Annotated in this window: 23 protein-coding genes; 14 read left to right on the forward strand and 9 right to left on the reverse strand. The window is 61.8% G+C overall.

All coding sequences use genetic code 11. From position 1 onward, the window contains the following. Positions 1-35: 35 nt before the first annotated feature. Entirely contained in the window at positions 36-635 is a 600-nt protein-coding gene (locus tag AB1A62_RS12645) for a gamma-glutamyl kinase (protein WP_366661827.1), read from the reverse strand. A 192-nt stretch (positions 636-827) separates the two neighbouring features. On the opposite strand from AB1A62_RS12645, the gene recA reads away from it, so the two are divergent. The 3 genes from recA to AB1A62_RS12660 all read left to right on the forward strand — a co-directional run bounded on the left by recA (position 828) and on the right by AB1A62_RS12660 (position 5,070). After that, a complete protein-coding gene (recA, locus tag AB1A62_RS12650) occupies positions 828-1,895 on the forward strand; it encodes a recombinase RecA (RefSeq protein ID WP_366661828.1) in 1,068 nt (355 codons plus the stop codon). A gap of 157 nt (positions 1,896-2,052) precedes the next feature. Further along, on the forward strand, positions 2,053-4,704 hold the full coding sequence (alaS, locus tag AB1A62_RS12655) for an alanine--tRNA ligase (protein ID WP_366661829.1): 2,652 nt from the start codon (positions 2,053-2,055) through the stop codon (positions 4,702-4,704). 78 nt (positions 4,705-4,782) lie between these two features. Next, positions 4,783-5,070, forward strand: a complete 288-nt coding sequence (locus AB1A62_RS12660; protein ID WP_174147010.1) for a DUF1330 domain-containing protein — start codon at positions 4,783-4,785, stop codon at positions 5,068-5,070. A gap of 81 nt (positions 5,071-5,151) precedes the next feature. Here the strand turns inward: AB1A62_RS12660 and AB1A62_RS12665 are convergent, their stop codons facing one another. The 3 genes from AB1A62_RS12665 to AB1A62_RS12675 all read right to left on the reverse strand — a co-directional run bounded on the left by AB1A62_RS12665 (position 5,152) and on the right by AB1A62_RS12675 (position 8,066). Then, a complete protein-coding gene (locus AB1A62_RS12665) occupies positions 5,152-5,733 on the reverse strand; it encodes a VOC family protein (protein WP_366661830.1) in 582 nt (193 codons plus the stop codon). Between the two features lie 83 nt (positions 5,734-5,816). Then, positions 5,817-7,637 carry a translational GTPase TypA gene (gene typA / locus AB1A62_RS12670; RefSeq protein ID WP_366661831.1) on the reverse strand — a complete coding sequence of 607 codons (1,821 nt, stop codon included), beginning with the start codon at positions 7,635-7,637 and terminating at the stop codon, positions 5,817-5,819. A 93-nt stretch (positions 7,638-7,730) separates the two neighbouring features. Further along, the gene (locus AB1A62_RS12675; RefSeq protein WP_366661832.1) at positions 7,731-8,066 is read right to left on the reverse strand and encodes an SMR family transporter; all 336 of its coding nucleotides are present in this window, start codon (positions 8,064-8,066) and stop codon (positions 7,731-7,733) included. 251 nt (positions 8,067-8,317) lie between these two features. Here AB1A62_RS12675 and AB1A62_RS12680 point away from each other — a divergent pair, with 251 nt between their 5' ends. Beyond that, positions 8,318-9,100: a class II glutamine amidotransferase gene (locus AB1A62_RS12680; RefSeq protein ID WP_366661833.1), complete on the forward strand. Its 783-nt coding sequence runs from the start codon at positions 8,318-8,320 to the stop codon at positions 9,098-9,100. A gap of 32 nt (positions 9,101-9,132) precedes the next feature. Here the strand turns inward: AB1A62_RS12680 and AB1A62_RS12685 are convergent, their stop codons facing one another. The 3 genes from AB1A62_RS12685 to AB1A62_RS12695 are packed head-to-tail and all read right to left on the reverse strand — an operon-like array spanning position 9,133 to position 11,197. Beyond that, positions 9,133-10,302 carry an HD domain-containing protein gene (locus AB1A62_RS12685; RefSeq protein ID WP_366661834.1) on the reverse strand — a complete coding sequence of 390 codons (1,170 nt, stop codon included), beginning with the start codon at positions 10,300-10,302 and terminating at the stop codon, positions 9,133-9,135. Next, the gene (locus tag AB1A62_RS12690) at positions 10,299-10,544 is read right to left on the reverse strand and encodes a hypothetical protein (protein ID WP_366661835.1); all 246 of its coding nucleotides are present in this window, start codon (positions 10,542-10,544) and stop codon (positions 10,299-10,301) included. Before AB1A62_RS12690 ends, AB1A62_RS12685 begins: the two co-directional genes overlap by 4 nt. Next, a complete protein-coding gene (locus AB1A62_RS12695) occupies positions 10,544-11,197 on the reverse strand; it encodes an alpha/beta hydrolase (protein ID WP_366661836.1) in 654 nt (217 codons plus the stop codon). The genes AB1A62_RS12690 and AB1A62_RS12695 overlap by 1 nt, the downstream gene beginning before the upstream one ends. Before the next feature lie 186 nt (positions 11,198-11,383). Between AB1A62_RS12695 and AB1A62_RS12700 the strand changes: the two genes are divergently transcribed. From AB1A62_RS12700 to AB1A62_RS12745, 10 genes are all read left to right on the forward strand, one after another. After that, positions 11,384-11,842, forward strand: coding sequence for an Rrf2 family transcriptional regulator (locus tag AB1A62_RS12700; protein WP_019296280.1), 459 nt, complete (start codon positions 11,384-11,386; stop codon positions 11,840-11,842). Positions 11,843-11,844: 2 nt separating this feature from the next. Continuing rightward, entirely contained in the window at positions 11,845-12,348 is a 504-nt protein-coding gene (locus AB1A62_RS12705; protein ID WP_366661837.1) for a hypothetical protein, read from the forward strand. Next, the gene (locus AB1A62_RS12710; RefSeq protein ID WP_366661838.1) at positions 12,345-13,388 is read left to right on the forward strand and encodes a cysteine desulfurase family protein; all 1,044 of its coding nucleotides are present in this window, start codon (positions 12,345-12,347) and stop codon (positions 13,386-13,388) included. The genes AB1A62_RS12705 and AB1A62_RS12710 overlap by 4 nt, the downstream gene beginning before the upstream one ends. Positions 13,389-13,402: 14 nt before the next feature. Then, a complete protein-coding gene (sufB, locus tag AB1A62_RS12715) occupies positions 13,403-14,926 on the forward strand; it encodes a Fe-S cluster assembly protein SufB (protein ID WP_174147001.1) in 1,524 nt (507 codons plus the stop codon). A gap of 38 nt (positions 14,927-14,964) precedes the next feature. Next, positions 14,965-15,279, forward strand: coding sequence for a YbjQ family protein (locus AB1A62_RS12720; RefSeq protein WP_039123659.1), 315 nt, complete (start codon positions 14,965-14,967; stop codon positions 15,277-15,279). A gap of 74 nt (positions 15,280-15,353) precedes the next feature. Next, the gene (sufC, locus tag AB1A62_RS12725; RefSeq protein WP_366661839.1) at positions 15,354-16,109 is read left to right on the forward strand and encodes a Fe-S cluster assembly ATPase SufC; all 756 of its coding nucleotides are present in this window, start codon (positions 15,354-15,356) and stop codon (positions 16,107-16,109) included. Next, positions 16,110-17,390 carry a Fe-S cluster assembly protein SufD gene (gene sufD, locus AB1A62_RS12730; protein ID WP_366661840.1) on the forward strand — a complete coding sequence of 427 codons (1,281 nt, stop codon included), beginning with the start codon at positions 16,110-16,112 and terminating at the stop codon, positions 17,388-17,390. Beyond that, complete coding sequence (locus AB1A62_RS12735; RefSeq protein WP_174146997.1) at positions 17,390-17,875, forward strand: YIP1 family protein; 486 nt, start codon at positions 17,390-17,392, stop codon at positions 17,873-17,875. The genes sufD and AB1A62_RS12735 overlap by 1 nt, the downstream gene beginning before the upstream one ends. Then, positions 17,872-18,456 (forward strand): YIP1 family protein, encoded by a 585-nt coding sequence (locus AB1A62_RS12740; RefSeq protein ID WP_366661841.1) that lies wholly within the window; start codon positions 17,872-17,874, stop codon positions 18,454-18,456. Before AB1A62_RS12735 ends, AB1A62_RS12740 begins: the two co-directional genes overlap by 4 nt. After that, complete coding sequence (locus tag AB1A62_RS12745) at positions 18,449-19,669, forward strand: cysteine desulfurase (protein ID WP_366661842.1); 1,221 nt, start codon at positions 18,449-18,451, stop codon at positions 19,667-19,669. The genes AB1A62_RS12740 and AB1A62_RS12745 overlap by 8 nt, the downstream gene beginning before the upstream one ends. Positions 19,670-19,735: 66 nt before the next feature. Here AB1A62_RS12745 and AB1A62_RS12750 read toward each other — a convergent pair whose 3' ends face one another. Together AB1A62_RS12750 and AB1A62_RS12755 are read right to left on the reverse strand one after the other, a co-directional pair. After that, complete coding sequence (locus tag AB1A62_RS12750) at positions 19,736-20,401, reverse strand: ureidoglycolate lyase (RefSeq protein WP_366661843.1); 666 nt, start codon at positions 20,399-20,401, stop codon at positions 19,736-19,738. Beyond that, positions 20,398-20,994, reverse strand: coding sequence for an HD domain-containing protein (locus AB1A62_RS12755; protein ID WP_366661844.1), 597 nt, complete (start codon positions 20,992-20,994; stop codon positions 20,398-20,400). The genes AB1A62_RS12750 and AB1A62_RS12755 overlap by 4 nt, the downstream gene beginning before the upstream one ends.

Consider the following 20,994-nt stretch of genomic DNA (forward strand, 5'->3'; position numbering starts at 1 on the left):
AAAGTAAAAGCCGCCGGTTTCGGCGGCTTTTACTTTCAGCGGGCGGGAATGGTCCCGTAAAGTTCGAACTCCTCTGCACGTTTGCGGCGGATGCGGGCCTCTGCATTGGGGCTGAGGGTCAGGTCCGCCTGCGGGCTGACGTTCTTGCGTTCCAGACGGATTTCCGTGTCCAGCCGCTCTTCCAGGAACCGCTTCAGTGCGTCCGGATCCTCATAGCGGAACAGATGGCTGACCTTGCACCCGTTGGGCTGGGCCTCCAGGAACTTGGCCTGGCTTCCGACATTGGCAAAGGCGGGCGGCTTGCCCTTGCAGTAGGCGTGCAGGAAATCGTCGAAACTGACATCCCTGGTCGAGTTGGGCTTGCCGTCCAGCGCGGGCCGCTGACGGTACCGGTACCAGCTGCCGAGCCAGCTGACGGGTTCGCGCATCACGGCTGCGACTTCCAGTTCCGCACCGCAGACCTTCTCGTACATCGGCCGGATCCAGCGGTTGTAGCGGTAGAGCGGCGCGTGTTTCAGCTCCGGCGGGTCGGAGATCACCAGATCGGCGCGGTCGCGCAGGGCTGCCTGAAACGCGGTGGTGCCAGTCTTGGGAACGGACAGCAGTGCCAGCCGTTCCTTGAAAAATATCATCATTCCGTTAACTGCCCGGTAAAATTTCTTGCTGCTGATTAACCATAAACCATTCTTTAACATCCCGGTCCCGAACTGGGTACACCAGAAACTTGTTGCAATGTTCTCTTTTTGATCTCATAAGGAACAAGAGGTGAACAAAGCAGTGATTGCCGCGCGCCCCGGTGTGTGACACATAGAAAAGGACAAGGGACTATGGCGGATCTTTTGACCATGAAAAATAAAGTAAGCGGTGACAAGCAAAAGGCGCTGGACAGCGCGCTTGCCCAGATTGAGCGGCAGTTCGGCAAGGGCTCCATCATGAAGCTCGGCGATGGCAATGCCATGCAGGAGATCGAGGCGAGCTCGACCGGCTCTCTGGGCCTGGACATCGCGCTGGGGATCGGCGGCCTGCCGATGGGGCGGATCATCGAAATCTACGGCCCGGAAAGCTCGGGCAAGACCACGCTGACCCTGCACTGCATTGCGGAACAGCAGAAGAAGGGTGGCGTCTGCGCCTTTGTCGACGCGGAACACGCGCTGGACCCGCAGTACGCGGCCAAGCTGGGCGTCGATCTGGATGAGCTGCTGATTTCGCAGCCTGACACCGGCGAGCAGGCGCTGGAAATCACCGACACGCTGGTACGCTCCGGCGCGGTCAACATGGTGATCGTCGACTCGGTGGCCGCACTGACCCCGAAATCCGAGCTTGAGGGCGACATGGGCGACAGCAACGTCGGCGTGCAGGCCCGCCTGATGAGCCAGGCAATGCGCAAGCTGACCGGCTCCATCAGCCGCTCCAAATGCATGGTGATCTTCATCAACCAGATCCGCATGAAGATCGGCGTGATGTTCGGCTCCCCGGAAACCACCACCGGCGGCAACGCGCTGAAATTCTACTCCTCCGTCCGTCTGGACATCCGCCGCATCGGCTCGATCAAGGACCGGGACGAGGTGGTCGGCAACGCAACCCGCGTCAAGGTGGTGAAGAACAAGGTAGCGCCGCCGTTCAAGCAGGTGGAATTCGACATCATGTACGGCGAAGGCATTTCCAAGATGGGCGAACTGCTGGACCTGGGCGTGGCGGCCGGTGTCGTCAACAAGTCCGGTGCCTGGTTCTCCTACGGGGATGAGCGGATCGGACAGGGGCGGGAAAACGCCAAGACCTTCCTGAAGGAAAACCCGGCCATTGCCTTTGACATCGAGGACAAGATCCGTGCGTCGCACGGGCTGGAGTTCGAGCGCCCGGAAACGGACGATGCGGACGATATCCTTGAAGCCTAAGCGCTGGAAAATCTGATCAAAACCGGAAACGGTAAGGGCGTGGCGCGAGCTGCGCCCTTTTTCATGGAACCATGCCGCTTCCCGCTGTGGACAGTGCGCAGGCGGACGGTTAAACCTGCCCGGAACGCTTGTTTTAAGCCCGCAAGAGATCCCGCACATGCCGACGCTCAACGATATCCGCTCAACCTTTCTGAACTACTTTGCCAAACAGGGGCACGAAGTTGTCGACTCCAGCCCGCTGGTGCCGCGCAACGACCCCACCCTGATGTTCACCAACTCGGGCATGGTCCAGTTCAAGAACTGTTTCACCGGTGTGGAAACCCGCGACTACAAGCGCGCCACCACCTCGCAGAAATGCGTGCGCGCCGGCGGCAAGCACAACGACCTCGACAACGTCGGCTATACCGCGCGCCACCATACGTTCTTCGAGATGCTCGGCAACTTCTCCTTTGGCGATTATTTCAAGCATGAGGCGATCCCCTTTGCCTGGGAACTGATCACCAAGGAATTCGACATTCCGAAGGACCGGCTTTACACCACCGTCTATCACACCGATGACGAAGCCTTTGACATCTGGAAGAAGATGGGCGTGCCGGAGGAGCGGATCATCCGGATCGCGACCTCGGACAACTTCTGGCAAATGGGCGACACCGGCCCCTGCGGTCCCTGCACTGAGATCTTCTATGACCACGGCGACCACATCTGGGGCGGCCCTCCGGGCTCGCCGGAGGAAGACGGCGACCGGTTCATCGAGATCTGGAACCTTGTCTTCATGCAGAACGAGAAGTTCGCGGACGGCTCGATGGTGGATCTGGAGATGCAGTCCATCGACACCGGCATGGGGCTGGAGCGGATTGCTGCACTGCTGCAGGGCACCCACGACAACTATGAAACCGATCTGTTCAAATCGCTGATCGAAGCCTCGGCAAATGTCACCAACACCGATCCGTTTGGCGACCAGAACGTGCATCACCGGGTGATTGCCGACCACCTGCGCTCCTGCTCCTTCCTGATCGCGGAAGGCGTGCTGCCCTCGAACGAAGGCCGCGGCTATGTGCTGCGCCGGATCATGCGCCGCGCGATGCGCCATGCCTCGCTCTTGGGCGCCACCGATCCGGTGATGCACAAGCTGGTGCCGTCGCTGGTCCAGAAAATGGGTGCGGCCTATCCGGAGCTTGGCCAAGGCCAGGCCCTGATCGAAGAGACATTTGAGCAGGAAGAAACCCGCTTCCTCAAAACCCTGGACCGCGGCCTGAAACTGTTGGACGAAGCCTCTGCCGATCTGGGCAAGGGCGACGTGCTGCCAGGCGAAACCGCGTTCAAGCTGTATGACACCTACGGCTTTCCGCTCGACCTGACCCAGGACGCTTTGCGCGCCAAGGAGATCGAGGTCGACACCGATGGTTTCGACGCTGCAATGAAAGAGCAGAAAGAGAAGTCCCGCGCTGGCGGCATTGGGCTGGGCGAAGCGGCGGACGTGAAGGTCTACTTCGACATTGTTGACGCAGCCGGCACCACTGATTTCCTGGGCTATGAAACCGAGAAGGCCGAGGGCCAGATCGTGGCCATCGTCAAGGACGGTGCGCAGCTGCAGTCTGCAGTCAAGGGCGACACGGTGCAGGTGATCCTGAACCAGACGCCGTTCTATGGCGAAAGCGGCGGCCAGGTGGGCGACACCGGTGTGCTGACTGTTGAGGGCGGCGCGGCCCGCATCACCGACACCAAGAAGGTGGAGGGCCTGTTCCTGCACATCGCCGAAGTGACCGAGGGCGAGATTGCCGTTGGTAAGGGCGCGGCGATGGAAGTGGATCACGCGCGCCGCAGCAAGATCCGAGCCAACCATTCGGCCACCCACCTGCTTCACGAGGCGCTGCGCAACGCGCTGGGGGAACATGTGGCGCAGAAGGGCTCGTTGAACGCCGAGGACCGCCTGCGGTTCGACTTCAGCCACAACAAGGCGATGAGCGCGGATGAACTGGCCAAAGTCGGCTCGGAAGTGAATGATTTCATTCGGCAGAACACGCCGGTCTCCACCCGGATCATGACCCCGGATGATGCGCGCGAGCTGGGCGCCCAGGCGCTGTTCGGCGAGAAATACGGCGAAGAGGTCCGCGTTGTCTCCATGGGCCGTGCACAGACCGGCAAGGGCCACGACGGCGATACCTACTCGATCGAGCTGTGCGGCGGCACCCATGTGAAGCAGACCGGCGACATCGGCACCTTCGTGATCCTAGGCGATAGCGCGTCCTCTGCCGGCGTGCGCCGGATCGAGGCGCTGACCGGTGCTGCGGCGGTGGAGCACCTGGAGCGCGAAGCAGGCCGGATGGCTGAGGTCGCTGGCGCGTTGAAGGCGCAACCTGCGGAGGTCTTGGACCGCCTCAAGGCGATGATGGACGAACGCAAGGCGCTGCAGAACGAGATCTCCAATCTCAAGCAGCAGATCGCCATGGGCGGCGGTTCCGGCGGCGGTGCTGAGGCCAAGGACGTGAACGGCAAGAAGTTCCTGGCCCAGGCGCTTCAGGGCGTGTCCGGCAAGGACCTGCGCGGCCTGATCGACAAGCACAAGCAAAACATCGGCTCTGGTGTGATCCTGCTGATCGCCGAGGAAGACGGCAAGGTGGCCGTGGCCGCTGGTGTCACCGACGATCTGACCGGCGACATCTCAGCTGTCGATGTGCTCAAGGCCGCGGTTCCGGCCGTGGGCGGCAAGGGCGGCGGCGGCCGTCCGGATATGGCCCAGGGCGGCGGCAAGGACTTCTCCGGCGCCGAGGAGGCCATCAAGGCCGCGGAGGCACTGCTGGCTGGTTGACCATTTGGTCAAAAAACACTTGGTCTTTCCGGCAATCTGCCTAAGCTGCCGGAAAGATCATGAAACTGGGAGGCTCCGATGCCCGCACTTTGGATTGCACATGTGACCGTTACCGACGCCGACGCCTATGGCAAATATGCCGAACTGGCAGGCCCGGCCATCGCCAAGCATGGCGGCGAGTTTATTGCCCGCGGCGGCCGGTTCGTGCAGCTGGAAGGCAAGGAGCGGCCGCGCAATGTTGTGGCCAGGTTCCCGAGCGTTGAAGCTGCCGTCGATTGTTACCACAGCCCGGAATACCAGGAAGCGCTGGACCACGCGCGCGGCGCTTCCGAGCGCGAGCTGATGGTGGTCGAGACCAGCGAGTAGGGGCCTGCGCGCCGGGCAAGCGGTCCGCCGTTTGAGTATTTCACGGAAAGATGAAAGGGGCGCGGTGCTGCTGCGCCCTTTTCAGTAGGGATTTTTGGCGGAACGGTCTTCCGACAGGCTGGACTGGCGGCGTGCCACCAGGGTTTCGATGGCGTCGGCCAGGTGTTCCTCCTGAATGTTGTAGTCGCCGCGTTCGACGCGGATCCTGTGCGCCTCGATCATGACGTCGGCATGGCTGCAAAAAGCGGGCGGTTCGAACCGGTAGCAGGCGAGTTCGATCAGGAGGCCCATCGGATCCTTGAAATAGATCGAATCCATGAAGCCGCGGTCCTTGGGGCCGGAATGGCTGATGCCGCGTTCGTCCAGGCGCGTCACTGCCTGTGAGAACGCGGCCTTGCTGACATTGAAAGCAAGGTGGTGCACGCAGCCGGGCTCTGTGGGGGTGCGGCTGGGGTCTGCCGTGCGGGTTTCATCGGTAAAGACAGTGATCAGGCGCCCGTCGCCGGGATCGAAATACAGGTGGCCTTCGTCCGGGTTATCGAGATTGGGCTGGTCGAAGATGAAGGGCATGCCCAGCACCCCCTCCCAGAAGTCGATTGACGTCTGCCTGCCCGCGCCGGTCAGCGTGATGTGGTGCACGCCCTGAACTTGAAGTTTCCGCATTTGAGCCCTCCGCGTTTGGCGCAGGCTAACACGCGGCGGCGGAAACGGAAAAGGCCGCCCTAGGGCGGCCTTTTGGATCTGGATCAGCTTGCGGCCTTGGACATCCGCTTGCGCTCATGCGGGTCCAGGTAGCGCTTGCGCAGGCGCACGTTGTTCGGTGTCACCTCAACCAGCTCGTCGTCGTTGATATAGGCGATCGCCTCTTCCAGCGAATAGACGGTCGGCGGGGTCAGGCGTACCGCGTCGTCGGAGCCGGAGGCGCGCACGTTGGTGAGCTTCTTGCCCTTCAGCGGGTTCACTTCCAGGTCGTTGTCGCGCGAATGCTCACCAATGATCATGCCGGTATAGATGTCAGCCTGCGGACCGATGAACATCTTGCCGCGTTCTTCCAGGTTCCACAGGGCGTATGCCACCGATTGGCCGTTCTCCATCGAGATCAGCACGCCGGCACGGCGGCCCGGGATTGCGCCCTTGTGCGGGGCCCAGCCGTGGAACACGCGGTTCAGCACGCCGGTGCCGCGGGTGTCGGTCAGGAACTCGCCGTGATAACCGATCAGCCCGCGCGAGGGGACGTGGGCGATGATGCGGGTCTTGCCTGCGCCTGCGGGCTTCATCTCGACCAGCTCACCCTTGCGGGCGCCGGTCAGCTTCTCGATCACCGCGCCGGAGTATTCGTCATCGACGTCGATGGTGGCTTCTTCGATCGGCTCCATGCGGACGCCGTCGACTTCCTTCATGATCACCTGCGGGCGGGAGATCGACAGCTCGAAGCCTTCGCGGCGCATGTTCTCGATCAGAACGCCCATCTGCAGTTCGCCGCGGCCGGAAACCTCGAACGCTTCGCCGCCGGGGGTGTCCTGGATCTTGATGGCGACGTTGCTTTCGGCCTCTTTCATCAGGCGGTCGCGGATGACGCGGGACTGCACCTTCTTGCCGTCGCGCCCCGCGAGAGGGCTGTCGTTGATGCCGAAGGTCACGGTGATGGTCGGCGGGTCGATCGGCTGCGCGTCCAGCGGCTCATCCACGGCCAGCGCGCAGATGGTATCGGCCACGGTGGCCTTGGACATGCCGGCGATGGAGACGATGTCGCCTGCCTGCGCTTCTTCGATGTCTTGCTGGGCCAAGCCGCGGAAGGCCTGGATCTTGGTGACGCGGAACTGTTCGATCTTCTGGCCGATGCGGGAGATCGCCTGCACGGTGGCGCCGACCTTGAGCTTGCCGGATTCTACGCGGCCGGTCAGGATGCGGCCGACAAACGGGTCGCTGCCCAGCGTGGTGGCCAGCATCCGGAAATCGTCGTCCTGGCGTTTGATCTGCTTGGGTTCCGGCACGTGGTTCACGATCAGGTTGAACAGCGCGTGCAGGTCCTTGCGCGGACCATCCAGTTCCGCATCAGCCCAGCCGGAACGGCCGGATGCGTACATATGCGGGAAGTCCAGCTGGTCTTCGGTGGCGTCGAGCGAGGCAAACAGGTCAAAGCATTCGTCCAGCGCACGGTCGGGTTCGGCGTCCGGCTTGTCCACCTTGTTCAGAACCACGATCGGGCGCAGGCCCAGCGCCAGCGCCTTGGAGGTCACGAACTTGGTCTGCGGCATCGGGCCTTCGGCTGCGTCCACCAGCAAAACCACACCGTCCACCATCGACAGGATCCGCTCCACCTCGCCGCCGAAGTCGGCGTGGCCGGGGGTGTCGACGATGTTGATGCGGGTGCCGTTCCACTCGACCGAGGTCGGCTTGGCAAAAATGGTGATACCGCGCTCGCGCTCCAGATCGTTGCTGTCCATGGCGCGTTCCGCCACTGCCTGGTTTTCGCGGAAGGCGCCGGACTGTTTCAGCAGCTCGTCAACCAGGGTGGTCTTGCCGTGGTCAACGTGAGCAATGATCGCAATGTTGCGCATATCCATGACGTTCGCCTTTGTAAGGAAGTTGGGCCGCGCATAGCCCGAACCCCGAACAAAGGCCAGAGAAAAACCGCTGGAGAGCCCCGCAAATGCGGATCAGTGGCCCGAGGACTTGGAAAACAGGTGGATTATGACGATGCCCGACATGATCAGCACCATGCCGAGGATGGCAGGCAGGTCCAGCTTCTGGCCGAACACGATGAAGGCGATCACCGCGATCAGCAGGATCCCGAGGCCGGACCAGATGGCGTAGACGATGCCCACCGGCATGAATTTGAGGGTCAGCCCCATCATGTAGAAAGAGAAGGCATATGCGACGAGGACAATCAGCGAGGGGCCAAGCCTGCTGAACTGCTGGCTGGCCTGCAGTGCCGTGGTGCCGATGGTTTCCGCTGCCACCGCAATAATCAGGTAGACGTAGTGAACCGGCATCTCAGCCTCCCTTAAGCGCTTGCCGCGGGCAAACCCGCTGGTCTGACTTCCCGCCTACCCGATCTATTCAGTCCGGGGAAGTCCCGATGCGGCACAGGCAGGCTGGATTCCGCAAACGGAGGCGAATGAACACGTCATTGTGCGCGGGCACACTGGACTGTGTATTGGTGAATTCCTAGGAGGTTGTCCCAATAATGGGGGCTGGATTGAAACGCTGATCTGATTCCCGGAAATGGAATGGGGATTGCCGCATGTGCCGCTGGGCTGCATACACGGGTGCCGACGTCTTCTTGGAGGACATCATATCAACACCGGCGCATTCGCTGATCGCGCAAAGCCAAAAAGCGGTGGAATGCAAGACCGCCACAAATGGCGACGGGTTTGGTATTGCCTGGTACGGCCAGCGGCCTGAGCCGGGGCTGTACCGTGATGTCTATCCGGCCTGGTCGGACTGTAACCTGCGGGCGCTGGTGCATCAGGTGCAATCCGGGCTGTTCCTGGCGCATGTGCGGGCCTCCACCGGTTCCGCCACCAGCCGCAACAACTGCCATCCTTTTACAGCCGGCAGGTGGAGCTTCATGCACAACGGTCAGGTCGGCGGTTTCGAGAAGTTCCGCCGCCACGCCGACATGTGCATTCCCGATGAACTGTATGAGCACCGCAGGGGCGCCACCGACAGCGAAGTACTGTTTCTGCTGGCCCTGCGCGAGGGCCTGGATGCAGACCCCAAGGGGGCGCTGGAACGGGCTGTTGCCCGGATGGAGGGTTTGTCCCGGACGCGCGGGACTACGCCGCACATGCGGCTTTCGGCGGCGATGTCGGATGGAAGGACGCTCTTTGCCGCGCGCTATTCCTCTGACAGCATTGCGCCGTCGCTCTACTACCGCTGGAGCCAGAGCATGAGGGGCTGGGCGGTGGTCTCGGAGCCGCTGGAAGACACTGGAGAGGCCTGGAATGTGCTGAAGCCGGGAGAATTTCTGACGCTGACGCCGGAAGGCGCGGAAACCCAGCCGTTTCAACCGTTTCTGGAGTGATGTGCAGCCCCGCCGGAGGGGCTCACAGTCCTTTACAGGCGCCCGGCCTCGCGGAACCAGGTTTCGACTTGCGCCCGGACATAGGTCCAGACCTCTGGCGCGCCGCGGCTGACCTTGCCGCCGACGCGGGCGTCCAGCTGCGGCAGGCTCACGTCATAATCGACCCAGCTGCCGCCGCCGTTCAGCAGATTCAACAGCACCGGCTGCACCCGGTCGATGGATTTGGCAAATACGGCGTCCGGGCTTTCCGCGGCCTCGAACTCTTCCCAGATTGCCCGCATGGGCGTGCCGTGATCCGCAGGCAGCAAGCCGAAAAGGCGGTCGGCGGCAGCAAGTTCCTCGGCGGCCAAGGCGGCAAGGGCTGCGGGGTCAACCACCCCGTGGATCGGTGCATCGCCAGCGTCGATCTCCACCAGGTCATGCAGCAGCAACATTTGCAACACCCGGTCGACCTCGACTGTCCCGGTGCTGTGTTCTGACAGCACCCAGGCATAAAGCATTATATGCCAGCTGTGCTCGGCCGAGTTTTCATGCCGTGAGCCGTCGCCGAGCTTGGAGGCGCGGGTGACCAGCTTCAGCTTGTCGGCCTCATTGAGGAAGGGCAGGCGGGCGGTCAAGCGGCTGCAGTCATAGCCGGTGTCCTCGCCCAGCAGCGACAGGGCGTGGTGGAAGGCTTCCGGCAGGTGCTGTTCCAGTGCGGCTGCGCGGCCGCCGAACAGGTTCTGCCGGACAACATCGATATGCCAGTCCAGAGGCCGGGCTCCGTAAAGCGTCTGAAAGATCGGCTGGCAGTGGTCCACCCGCTTGGCAAATTGCGCATCGGGGCTCTCGGCTGCTTCGAACTCGTGCCACAAGGACAGGAACTCGGCGCCTTGATCCGCTGGCAGCAACCCGAACAGCCGCTGGGCAGCCGCCTGTTCCGCCTGTGCCACCGCGTCCCAGTCGACTTCACCGGTAATCGGATGGTCGCCTGCGTCGATCTCGACCAGATCGTGCAGCAGCAGCATCCGGATGGCGCGGAACACATCCACGCCAGGCGCGGCGAAGGGGGCCAGAACCAGCGCATAAAGCGCTAGGTGCCAGCTGTGCTCGGCCGAATTTTCGCAGCGGCTGCAATCGAGGATCAGGTTCTGGCGTTCAACCCGGCGGAGCTTGTCGGCTTCCAGCAGAAAGGCGAACTGCGCCTCCAGGCGGGCGCTCACGCCTCACCTTTGGCGCCAAGCTGCGCCTGAAGCTCGGCGACTTTCTTGTTGAGAAAGTCACGCGCCTTGCGTTCCGCCAGACGTACGCGGATTTCAGTCAGGAACGCCTCTTCTAGCGACTGGGAGGCGGCACCAAGCACCTGGCCCACCTCCACATACAGCCGCTCTTCGCCGCTGGCGTCCTGAACCTTGAGAGTATCGACCGCCAGTTTTTGGGCCAGCGTTTCGATGGAGCTGCTCATCAGCGGGTATTCTCCGTCAGGCGGCGCTTCACGTAGTCGGTCACGGTGCCGATCATCGTGTCCATATGCGGCTCCTGGAAGAAGTGGTCCGCCCCCTCCACCTCGGTATGGGTGATGGTGATGCCCTTCTGCTCATGCAGCTTGCTGACCAGGCTTGCGGTGTCCGCGGGCGGCGCCACGCGGTCGGCGGTGCCGTTGATGATCAGTCCGGAGGACGGGCAGGGCGCCAGGAACGAGAAGTCATACATGTTGGCCGGCGGCGCAACCGAGATGAAGCCGGTGATTTCCGGGCGGCGCATCAAGAGCTGCATGCCGATCCAGGCGCCGAAGGAGAAGCCCGCAACCCAGCAATGCTTGGAGTTGGAGTTCATCGACTGCAGGTAATCCAGTGCCGAGGCAGCATCCGACAGCTCACCCACGCCCTGGTCGTATTCGCCCTGGCTGCGGCCGACGCCGCGGAAGTTGAACCGCAGAACCGTGAAGCCCATGTTGTAGAACGCATAATGGAGGTTGTAGACCACCTTGTTGTTCATGGTGCCGCCGAATTGCGGATGCGGATGCAGCACAATGGCGATCGGGGCGTCTTTTTCTTTTTGCGGGTGATAGCGGCCTTCGAGGCGGCCTTCGGGTCCAGGAAAGATGACCTCGGGCATGGGCGGTTTAAATCCTACTCTCGTTGTCGGGTCTGCCGGCAGAATACTTGACGGGTTCGGTCAGGCATCTTAGAACAGTTCTAATCACGGGCGCTGGCCTCGCCATACACCGTCAGGCTGAGATACGCACAGTCGGAGGGAAGGTCAATGTTTTCGCACTCGCGCCCTGGTTTCGAGGGGTAAAATATGAAGCTTTCCACCAAAGGGCGCTATGCGATGGTTGCGCTGGCGGATATCGCGCTGCAGCCGCAGGGCGATCTGGTGCCGCTGGGCGACATTTCCAAGCGTCAAGACATCTCGCTCCCTTACCTTGAGCAGTTGTTTGTCAAACTGCGCCGCGCCGGGCTGGTCGAGTCGGTGCGCGGCCCTGGCGGCGGCTACCGCCTTGCCATGCCGCCATCAGAGGTGCGGGTGGTGGACGTGCTGTCGGCGGTCGATGAAACGGTAGATGCCATGCACAAGGGGGCAGGGGCGTCCGGTGCCTTGTCCGGCAGCCGCGCGCAATCGCTGACCAACCGCCTGTGGGAGGGGCTGAGCGCGCATGTCTATGTATTCCTGCACCAAACCCGGCTGTCGGATGTGATTAAGAATGACCTGGCGCCGTGCCCGGCGGTGCCCAGCCTGTTTGCGGTGGTGGACGACTGACAGTGAACCCGGATTTCTCCCAATATCCCGCTATCTGCGGATTGGATGGAATCGATCTGTCCGTACAAAGCCAAGAAGCTTTCGAAGCCTTTGGTGCGCTGGCACCCAAGCTCGGGACGGTGGCGTCTGTGGACCGGTACCAAGTCAAAGGAAGCGATCAAGCCGGGCGGGGCGCCCGGATAGAGCGTCTGGCCTTCGCCGGGATGACGGCCGTTGATGTTTACATTTTTCTGTTTCGGAAGACTGCCATGGCGCGGGAAGCATGGGAGCGGTCGCGCCATTTTTGGGGCCGGATGTACAACGTCTTGGCTGGGCCGGCGAAAGCTCACATCGAGGTGCCCGGTCACTTACTCATTCGGATGTTTGAGGACACCGCAGGACAGGCACCGTATTTCCTGCAGCCTGGTTACAGTTACCAGCTTCGTCTGGATTACGCCGAGGCCTTTGCAGATTTGTACAAAACCCCTTATGACGCGGCAGTTGCCCGCGAAAAGATGACTCTATGAAACGTGTTTACCTCGACCACAATGCCACTGCTCTGCTGCGCCCTGAGGCGACGGCAGCGATGATTGCGGCGATGGAGATCTGCGGCAATCCGTCGTCGGTGCATGCTGAGGGCCGGGCCGCCAAGGCTCTTGTCGAGAAGGCGCGGGCGCAGGTGGCCGCGGCATTTGGCGCGGATGGGGCAGATATCGTGTTTACTTCCGGGTCCACCGAAGGCGCGGCGCTGGCTCTGGCCGGCCGCGGCCTTCATGGCGCGCCGGTGGAGCATGATGCCGTGCGCGCCTGGACTGCCGAGGACCTGCCGGTGACAGGCGACGGTGCGGTTCAGATCGGCGATCCCGCTCAGTCCACATTGCAGCTGGCAAATTCAGAAACCGGCATCGTGCAGACGCTGCCGGAGGGGCTGGCGGTGACGGATGCGACCCAGGCCTTTGGAAAACTGCCGGTGGCGTTCAACTGGCTTGGCGCCCAGATGGCGCTGATTTCGGCGCACAAACTGGGCGGCCCCAAGGGCATCGGCGCCGTGGTGATGAAACGCGGCACCGATCTGCCGGCCCAGATTAAGGGCGGCGGCCAGGAAATGGGACGCCGGTCCGGCACCGAAAATGTCATTGGAATCGCGGGCTTCGGCGCCGCAGCTGAAGCGGCTGCAAAAGATCTGGCAAATGGTGTCTGGGACAGGGTTGCAGAACTTAGAAATATTCTAGAAAAGGCGCTTGTGTCTGGCGTAAGCCATACTATTTTTGTCGGGAAGGATCAGAAGCGGCTGCCGAACACCCTGTGTTTTGCAACGCCGGGCTGGAAGGGCGAAACCCAGGTCATGCAGATGGACCTTGCGGGCTTCGCGATCAGCGCCGGCAGCGCCTGTTCCAGCGGCAAGGTGCGCGCCAGCGCGGTGCTGACCGCAATGGGATATGACGAGGTTACGGCACAGGGCGCGGTGCGCGTGTCGCTGGGGCCCCAGACGACGGAAGAAGATGTGCTGCGCTTTGCCGATGCGTGGCTGCAAAAAGAAAAGAAACATCGCGCCCGCGCGGCGTGAGTGAGGAGAAGACAATGGCCGCTTTGGACCAGACCCAAGTCAAGGAAGGTGTTGACCAGGAAACCGTGGACGCGGTCCGCGAAGTAGGCGGCGCTTACAAATACGGCTGGGAAACCGATATCGAGATGGAATACGCCCCCAAAGGGCTGACCCCGGATATCGTCCGGCTGATCTCGGAAAAAAACGAAGAACCGGAATGGATGACCGAATGGCGGCTGGCGGCTTATGAACGCTGGCTCCAGAAGGAAGAGCCCGACTGGGCGATGGTCGACTACCCGGAGATCGACTTCCAGGACCAGTATTACTATGCCCGGCCCAAGTCGATGGAAGTGAAGCCCAAGTCGCTGGACGAGGTCGACCCCAAGCTGCTGGCGACCTACGAAAAACTCGGCATCCCTCTGAAAGAGCAGATGATTCTGGCTGGAGTCGAAGGCGCAGGCGAGACCCCGGAAGAAGGCCGCAAGGTCGCCGTGGACGCGGTGTTCGACTCCGTCTCCGTGGGCACCACCTTCCAGAAAGAGCTGAAAGAAGCGGGTGTCATCTTCTGCTCGATCTCGGAAGCCATCAAAGAGCACCCGGAGCTGGTGAAGAAATACCTGGGCTCTGTGGTTCCGGTGTCTGACAATTTCTACGCGACGCTGAACTCCGCCGTGTTCTCCGATGGCTCGTTCGTCTATGTGCCGCCGGGCGTGCGGTGCCCGATGGAACTGTCGACCTATTTCCGCATCAACGCGGAAAACACCGGCCAGTTTGAGCGCACGTTGATCATCGCCGACAAGGGCTCCTATGTGAGCTACCTGGAAGGCTGCACCGCACCGCAGCGCGACACCTCGCAGCTGCATGCAGCGGTGGTGGAGATCATCGTCGAGGAAGACGCCGAGGTGAAGTACTCGACCGTCCAGAACTGGTATCCGGGCGATGAGAACGGCAAAGGCGGCATCTACAACTTCGTGACCAAACGCGCTGACTGCCGCGGCGACCGCGCCAAGGTGATGTGGACGCAGGTCGAGACCGGCTCGGCCGTGACCTGGAAATACCCGTCCTGCATCCTGCGCGGCGACGACAGCCAGGGCGAATTCTACTCGATTGCGATCACCAACAACTATCAGCAGGCCGACACCGGCACGAAGATGGTGCATCTGGGCAAGAACACCAAGTCCCGCATCGTGTCCAAGGGCATCTCTGCCGGCAAGGCGCAGAACACCTACCGCGGTCTGGTGTCGATGCACCCCAAGGCGAAGAACTCGCGCAACTACACCCAGTGTGACTCGCTGCTGATCGGCGACAAATGCGGCGCCCACACGGTTCCTTACATCGAGGTCAAGAACAACTCCTCCCGCGTGGAGCATGAGGCAACCACCTCCAAGGTGGACGACGACCAGCTGTTCTACTGCCGCCAGCGCGGCATGGATGAGGAAGAGGCAGTGGCCCTGGTGGTGAACGGCTTCTGCAAGGACGTGCTTCAGGCGCTGCCGATGGAGTTTGCCATGGAAGCCCAGCAACTGGTTGCGATTTCGCTGGAAGGGTCTGTCGGCTGATGGCAGGCCCTTGGGCATCACCGCAAGGAGGCAAGAGCATGATCGTCACAACGACCAACAGCGTCGAAGGCTACCAGATTGCCGAATACAAGGGCATCGTGGTGGGCGAGGCGATCATGGGCGCCAATGTGGTGCGCGATGTTTTTGCTTCGATCACCGATATCGTCGGCGGCCGCTCCGGCGCGTATGAAAGCAAGCTGCAGGACGCGCGCGAAACCGCGCTGGCAGAGCTGGAAGACCGTGCCCGGGCCAAGGGCGCAAACGCCGTGGTGGGCGTTGATCTGGATTATGAAGTGGTCGGGCAGTCCATGCTGATGGTCTCGGCCAGCGGTACCGCAGTGGTGCTGGGATAGGAATGAAGCGGCCCCGACGGGCCACGGGAATATCGCGGGCCGCAGGCCTGCAAGACATGTGAGACGAGGAAAAAATGCTCGAAATCAAAAACCTGCACGTCAAACTGGAAGACGAGGAAAAGCAGATCCTGAAAGGCGTCGACCTGAAGGTCGAAGCCGGCAAGGTGCATGCCATCATGGGGCCGAACGGTTCGGGCAAATCCACCCTGTCCTACGTGCTGTCGGGCCGTGACGGCTATGAAGTGACCGAAGGCTCTGCCACCCTGGAAGGTGAAGATGTCCTGGAGCTGGAGCCGGAAGAGCGCGCCGCTGCGGGCATGTTCCTGGCGTTCCAGTACCCGGTGGAAATCCCCGGCGTTGGCAACATGACTTTCCTGCGCACCGCGGTGAACGCACAGCGTAAGGCCCGCGGCGAGGAAGAGCTGTCGGCCTCCGACTTCCTGAAGGAAGTGCGCGCCAAGGCGAAGACCCTCAAGATCGACGCCGAAATGCTGAAGCGCCCGGTCAACGTCGGTTTCTCCGGCGGTGAGAAGAAGCGCAACGAGATCCTGCAGATGGCGATGCTGGAGCCGAAGCTGTGCATCCTGGACGAGACCGACTCCGGCCTCGACGTTGACGCGATGAAGCTGGTGGCCGAAGGCGTGAACGCCCTGCGCGATGAGGGACGCGGTTTCCTGGTGATTACCCACTACCAGCGCCTTCTGGACCACATCAAACCCGACGTGGTGCACATCCTGGCAAACGGCCGCATCGTCAAGACCGGCGGCCCCGAGCTGGCGCTGGAAGTCGAGAACAACGGCTACGCCGGCATTCTGGCAGAGGAGGCGTAAATGGCCCTGGCCGAAGTCAAGCAAAGCGCAACCCAAGCACGGCTGATGGCGCTGACCCTGCCGGAAAGCGGCTGCCTCAAGGCGGCCCGCCAGGCAGCGCTGTCCCGGGTGCAGACCATGGGCCTGCCGTCGCGCCGCGATGAATACTGGAAATACACCAAGCCGGACACCCTGGTGCAGGCCGAGGCACCCAAGGCGGCTGTGTTCCATGCTGAAGAAGATCCGATGTTCAACGCCTTTGAGCGCCTGAATATCGTCTTTGTGGATGGCGTGTTTGACGCCGAAGCCTCTGATGATCTGGACCTCGAAGGTCTGACCATCGACCGGATCGAGGATATCTGCTGCAAGGATATTCACTGGGCCAAGGACCTGTATGGCGTTCTCGAGGCGCGCGGCCAGACCCCGGTGGAACGCCCGCTGGCGGCGCTGAACACCGCCTTTGCCACCGATGGCGTGGCGATCCGGGTGACCGGCAAGGTCTCCAAGCCGATCAACTTCACCTATGTGCATTCGGACGAAAACTCCGACGCGATCCTGCATCACGTGATCCGCGTGGAAAGCGATGCCGAGGTGACGGTCCTGGAGAACGGCCCGGCTGCTTCGCGCTTCAACAAGTGCATGGAGATCGACATTGCCGATGGCGGCAAGATGCACCTGGTGCGCGCCCAGGGCCGCGACCACGAGCGCCGCGCGGCTACTCATCTGTTTGCCCGTCTGGGCACAGAATCTGTGTTCAAGTCCTTCACATTGACCGTGAACGGCGTGCTGACCCGCAACGAGGCGGTGATCGAGCTGACCGGCGATGACGCCGTGGCCCATATCGCAGGCGCTTGTGTTGGCGATGGCGACTTCCATCACGATGACACCGTGTTCATCACCCATGACGCGGTGAACTGCGAAAGCCGCCAGGTGTTCAAGAAGGTGCTGCGCAACGGTGCCACCGGCGTGTTCCAGGGCAAGATCCTGGTGAAGGAAGGCGCGCAAAAGACTGACGGATATCAGATTTCCCAGTCGCTGCTGCTGGACGACGACAGCCAGTTCCTGGCAAAGCCTGAGCTGGAGATCTACGCCGACGACGTGGCTTGCTCGCACGGTTCCACCTCCGGCGCCATCGACGAGGAAGGCCTGTTCTACCTGCGTTCGCGCGGTGTGGACAAGGCGGATGCGACCGACCTCATGACGCTGGCCTTCCTGGCCGAAGCGGTGGACGAGATCGAGGACCCCGAGATCGCGGCCGACATCGTCTCCCGCCTCGAAGGCTGGCTGGCCCGGCGCCGCTGATGTCCGTCACCACGGATATCCCGGCGACCTACAGGGGGCCGCGCAAGGTTTTTGCGCGGCTTCTGAGCATGGGCGCCCGCGAGGACCGGCTGCTGGTGTTCCTGATTGCAGGCTGCGTGCTGACCTTTGTGGCGCAGATGCCGAAACTGGCGCGCGAGGCGCATCTGACCGGCCAGGAGCTGAACATGCTGCTGGGCGGATCACTGCTGGCGCTGGTCTTCATCGCGCCGCTGCTGCTGTATGTGTTGGCGCTGGTTGCCCATTGGATTGCGCGCGCCATGGGCGGGCAGGGCGATGCCTACCGTGCGCGGCTGGCTTTGTTCTGGGCTTTCCTGGCGGCCAGCCCGCTGATGCTGCTGAACGGTCTGGTGGCCGGTTTCATCGGCCCCGGCGCTGCATTGAACCTGGTGGGGGCACTTTGGTGCGCCGTGTTCTTCTGGTTCTGGGTATCCGGCATGGTCCAGGGCTATTGGGCCAAGCCATGAATGCGCTGGCCTCCTTTGCCCTGCTGACGCTGAGATCACCGCGGGATGCGGCGCAGCAAATCCTGGCCCGGGACTGGCCGAGGGAGGCCCTGTGGACCGCCTTCCTGCTGTCCGTGGTGCTGAACACCTGCGTCTACACCTTGCAGAAAATCCTGTTTCCGCTGCCGCCGGAGGTCCTGCTGCCGCGGTTCACGCCGGGTGCCTATTTCGCCATGGTGCTGGTGCTGCAGCTCTGCTTCATCGCCATGCTCTCCTCCACCGGCCGCTGGCTGGGCGGCCAGGGAAACCTGCCCGCGCTGCTGGCGCTCGTCACCTGGCTGCAGCTGCTGCAGGCGGGCCTGAACGGTGCCATCGTGGTTGTCTTCCTGGTGATCCCTTCCCTGGCTGCGCTCCTTAATATAGCGGCCAATATCGTTGTGTTCTTCATCCTCCTGCATTTCGTCAACGCGGCGCATCGCTTCGGCTCCGTCTGGCGCTCGCTCGGGGTGGTTTTGATGGCCAGCATGATCCTGGTCTTTGCCCTTCTCTTCATCGTGGGTCTGATCGGCCCAGCCAATCTGGGACTTCCCGACAATGTATGACCTGGAAAAAATCCGCGCCGACTTCCCGATCCTCTCGCGTGAAGTAAACGGCAAGCCGCTGACCTATCTCGACAACGGCGCATCAGCTCAGAAGCCGCAGGCGGTGATCGATGCGGTGACCAAAGCGTATGCTGAGGAATATTCCAACGTTCACCGCGGCTTGCACTTTCTTTCTAACTTGGCGACCGAAAAATATGAGGCCGTCCGCGGTATCATTTCCCGGTTCCTGAACGCGGGTGATGAAAACACCATCGTGCTGAACTCCGGCACTACAGAGGGCATCAACCTGGTTGCCTACGGCTGGGCGATGCCGCGGTTCGAGGCCGGTGACGAAATTGTCCTGTCGGTGATGGAGCATCACGCCAACATCGTGCCCTGGCACTTCCTGCGCGAACGCCAGGGCGTGGTGCTGAAATGGGTCGATGTGGCCGATGACGGCAGCCTTGATCCGCAGAAGGTGATCGACGCGATTGGCCCCAAGACCAAACTGGTGGCCGTTACCCAGTGCTCCAATGTGCTGGGCACGGTTGTGGATGTGAAGGCGATTACCCAAGGCGCCCATGCCAAAGGCGTTCCGGTGCTGGTTGATGGTTCGCAAGGCGCGGTGCACATGCCGGTCGATGTGCAGGACATCGGCTGCGATTTCTATGCGATCACCGGCCACAAGCTCTATGGCCCCTCCGCGTCCGGCGCGATCTACATCAAGCCTGAGCGCATGGCCGAGATGCGCCCCTTCATCGGCGGCGGAGACATGATCAAAGAAGTCTCCAAGGAGCAGGTCATCTACAACGATCCGCCGATGAAGTTCGAGGCCGGCACGCCGGGCATCGTGCAGACCATCGGCCTGGGTGTGGCGCTGGAGTACATGATGGAGCTTGGAATGGAGAACATCGCCAAGCATGAAGGCGGCCTCCGCGACTATGCGATGGAGCGGCTGACCGGGTTGAACTGGATCAACGTGCAGGGGCAAGCGCCTGGAAAGGCAGCGATTTTCAGCTTCACCATGGAGGGTGCTGCACATGCGCATGACATCTCCACCATCCTTGACAAGAAAGGTGTCGCGGTGCGGGCTGGCCATCACTGCGCCGGGCCGCTGATGGATCATCTGGGAGTCTCTGCCACCTGCCGCGCATCCTTTGGCCTCTACAACACCAAGGAAGAGGTCGACACGCTGATCAACGCGCTGGAACTGGCACATGAACTGTTTGCGTGATCCCAGCCAATGAAAAAATGAAAACGGCGCCCTTCGAGGCGCCGTTTTGCGTTTCAGAGCGGTGATTTAGCCTTGGATCTTATCCGGCCGCAGCGGGCAGGACAGGTAGACACCGAATTCCTTGCCGACATCGCAGCTGACCCGCGCGTGCACCTTGCCCTGGCGGTCCAGGAACCGCTGGCTGTCCTCCGCCGGGAAAATCCCTTCGTGCCAGATATTCGGGTTGATGTAGAGCCCCTTGGAGCCATCGCACCAGAAGGCTACTACCTTTTCCGGTTTCAGGTCATCGCCGGGCAACGCCGCGGGAATGATGAAGGGCTTGTTGTCCAGCGGATAGAACAGCTGTCCGCCGTCTGGATGATAGTTCATGTGCCACAGCAGCACCTGATCCCGCGGCGCGGTCTGGCGCTCCGCTTGGGCCTGTTGCGGGTCAGTGGACCAGCCCAGCACATAGTTGCCATTGACCGCTTCGTTCTCGCCATAGAGCACATCGCCGCGCCAGTCGCCGCGGAAGGTGCCCTCAACCCAGCCTGCTTCATCGCCGGTGCCCTCGTCGATCGGCCGCCAGCCCTGGGCGGGCCACTGCACGATTTCGATCTCGAAGTTTTCGGGATCCTCAACCAGGCAGCCATAGCCCTTGACGCTTTCCTCGGTCGCCCGGATCAACGGTACCTCATGCCAGGGCAGCGAGGGTTTTGAGCTAGCTTCAAAGATATACTCAGGCGCGCTCATACTTTGGCTCCCATGTGATTGTCGACCATCCGCTGCACCATCGGCGCAAAGTGCCAGTAGTCCGGCGTTTCCATGTCCGCCCGCTTGCCGGCCTCATCCAGATAACGCACCGCGATGATTTGCTTGAGGTTCGGGTTCTTCTCGAACTCCGCCACCTCCTCGGCATTCATAGGGCCTCCCTGCAGGTTCAGCGAATGGATGGAAGCCTCTGACAAACGGTTGAAATACTCCGGTTTAGTGGCGCAGAGGTAGCGCTTGGCCGCCACGTGGTAGCGCACGCAGTCGGTGATCACCGAGGGGAAGAACTGTTCCAGAACTTCAGCCCCGGCTTCCTCGTGAAAGCGGTCCTCGGTGTCGTCCATCGAGAAGGTTCCGAATTCGCTGGTGAAATGGCCGATATCGTGGAGCAGCGCCCCCACGATGATTTCTTCCGGCTGGCCGTTCTGCTCGGCGATTGTGGCGCCTTGCAGCATGTGTTCGGCCATGGTGACCGGCTCGCCCAGGTATTCCTCGTCGCCGCGGCGGTCGAAGATGCCGCCGATGAATTCGACGATATTGTCGCGGTTGAGCTTGCTGACGTCCGGCTTGTTCAT

Source organism: Leisingera sp. JC11, from assembly GCF_040704725.1.
Lineage (GTDB): Bacteria > Pseudomonadota > Alphaproteobacteria > Rhodobacterales > Rhodobacteraceae > Leisingera.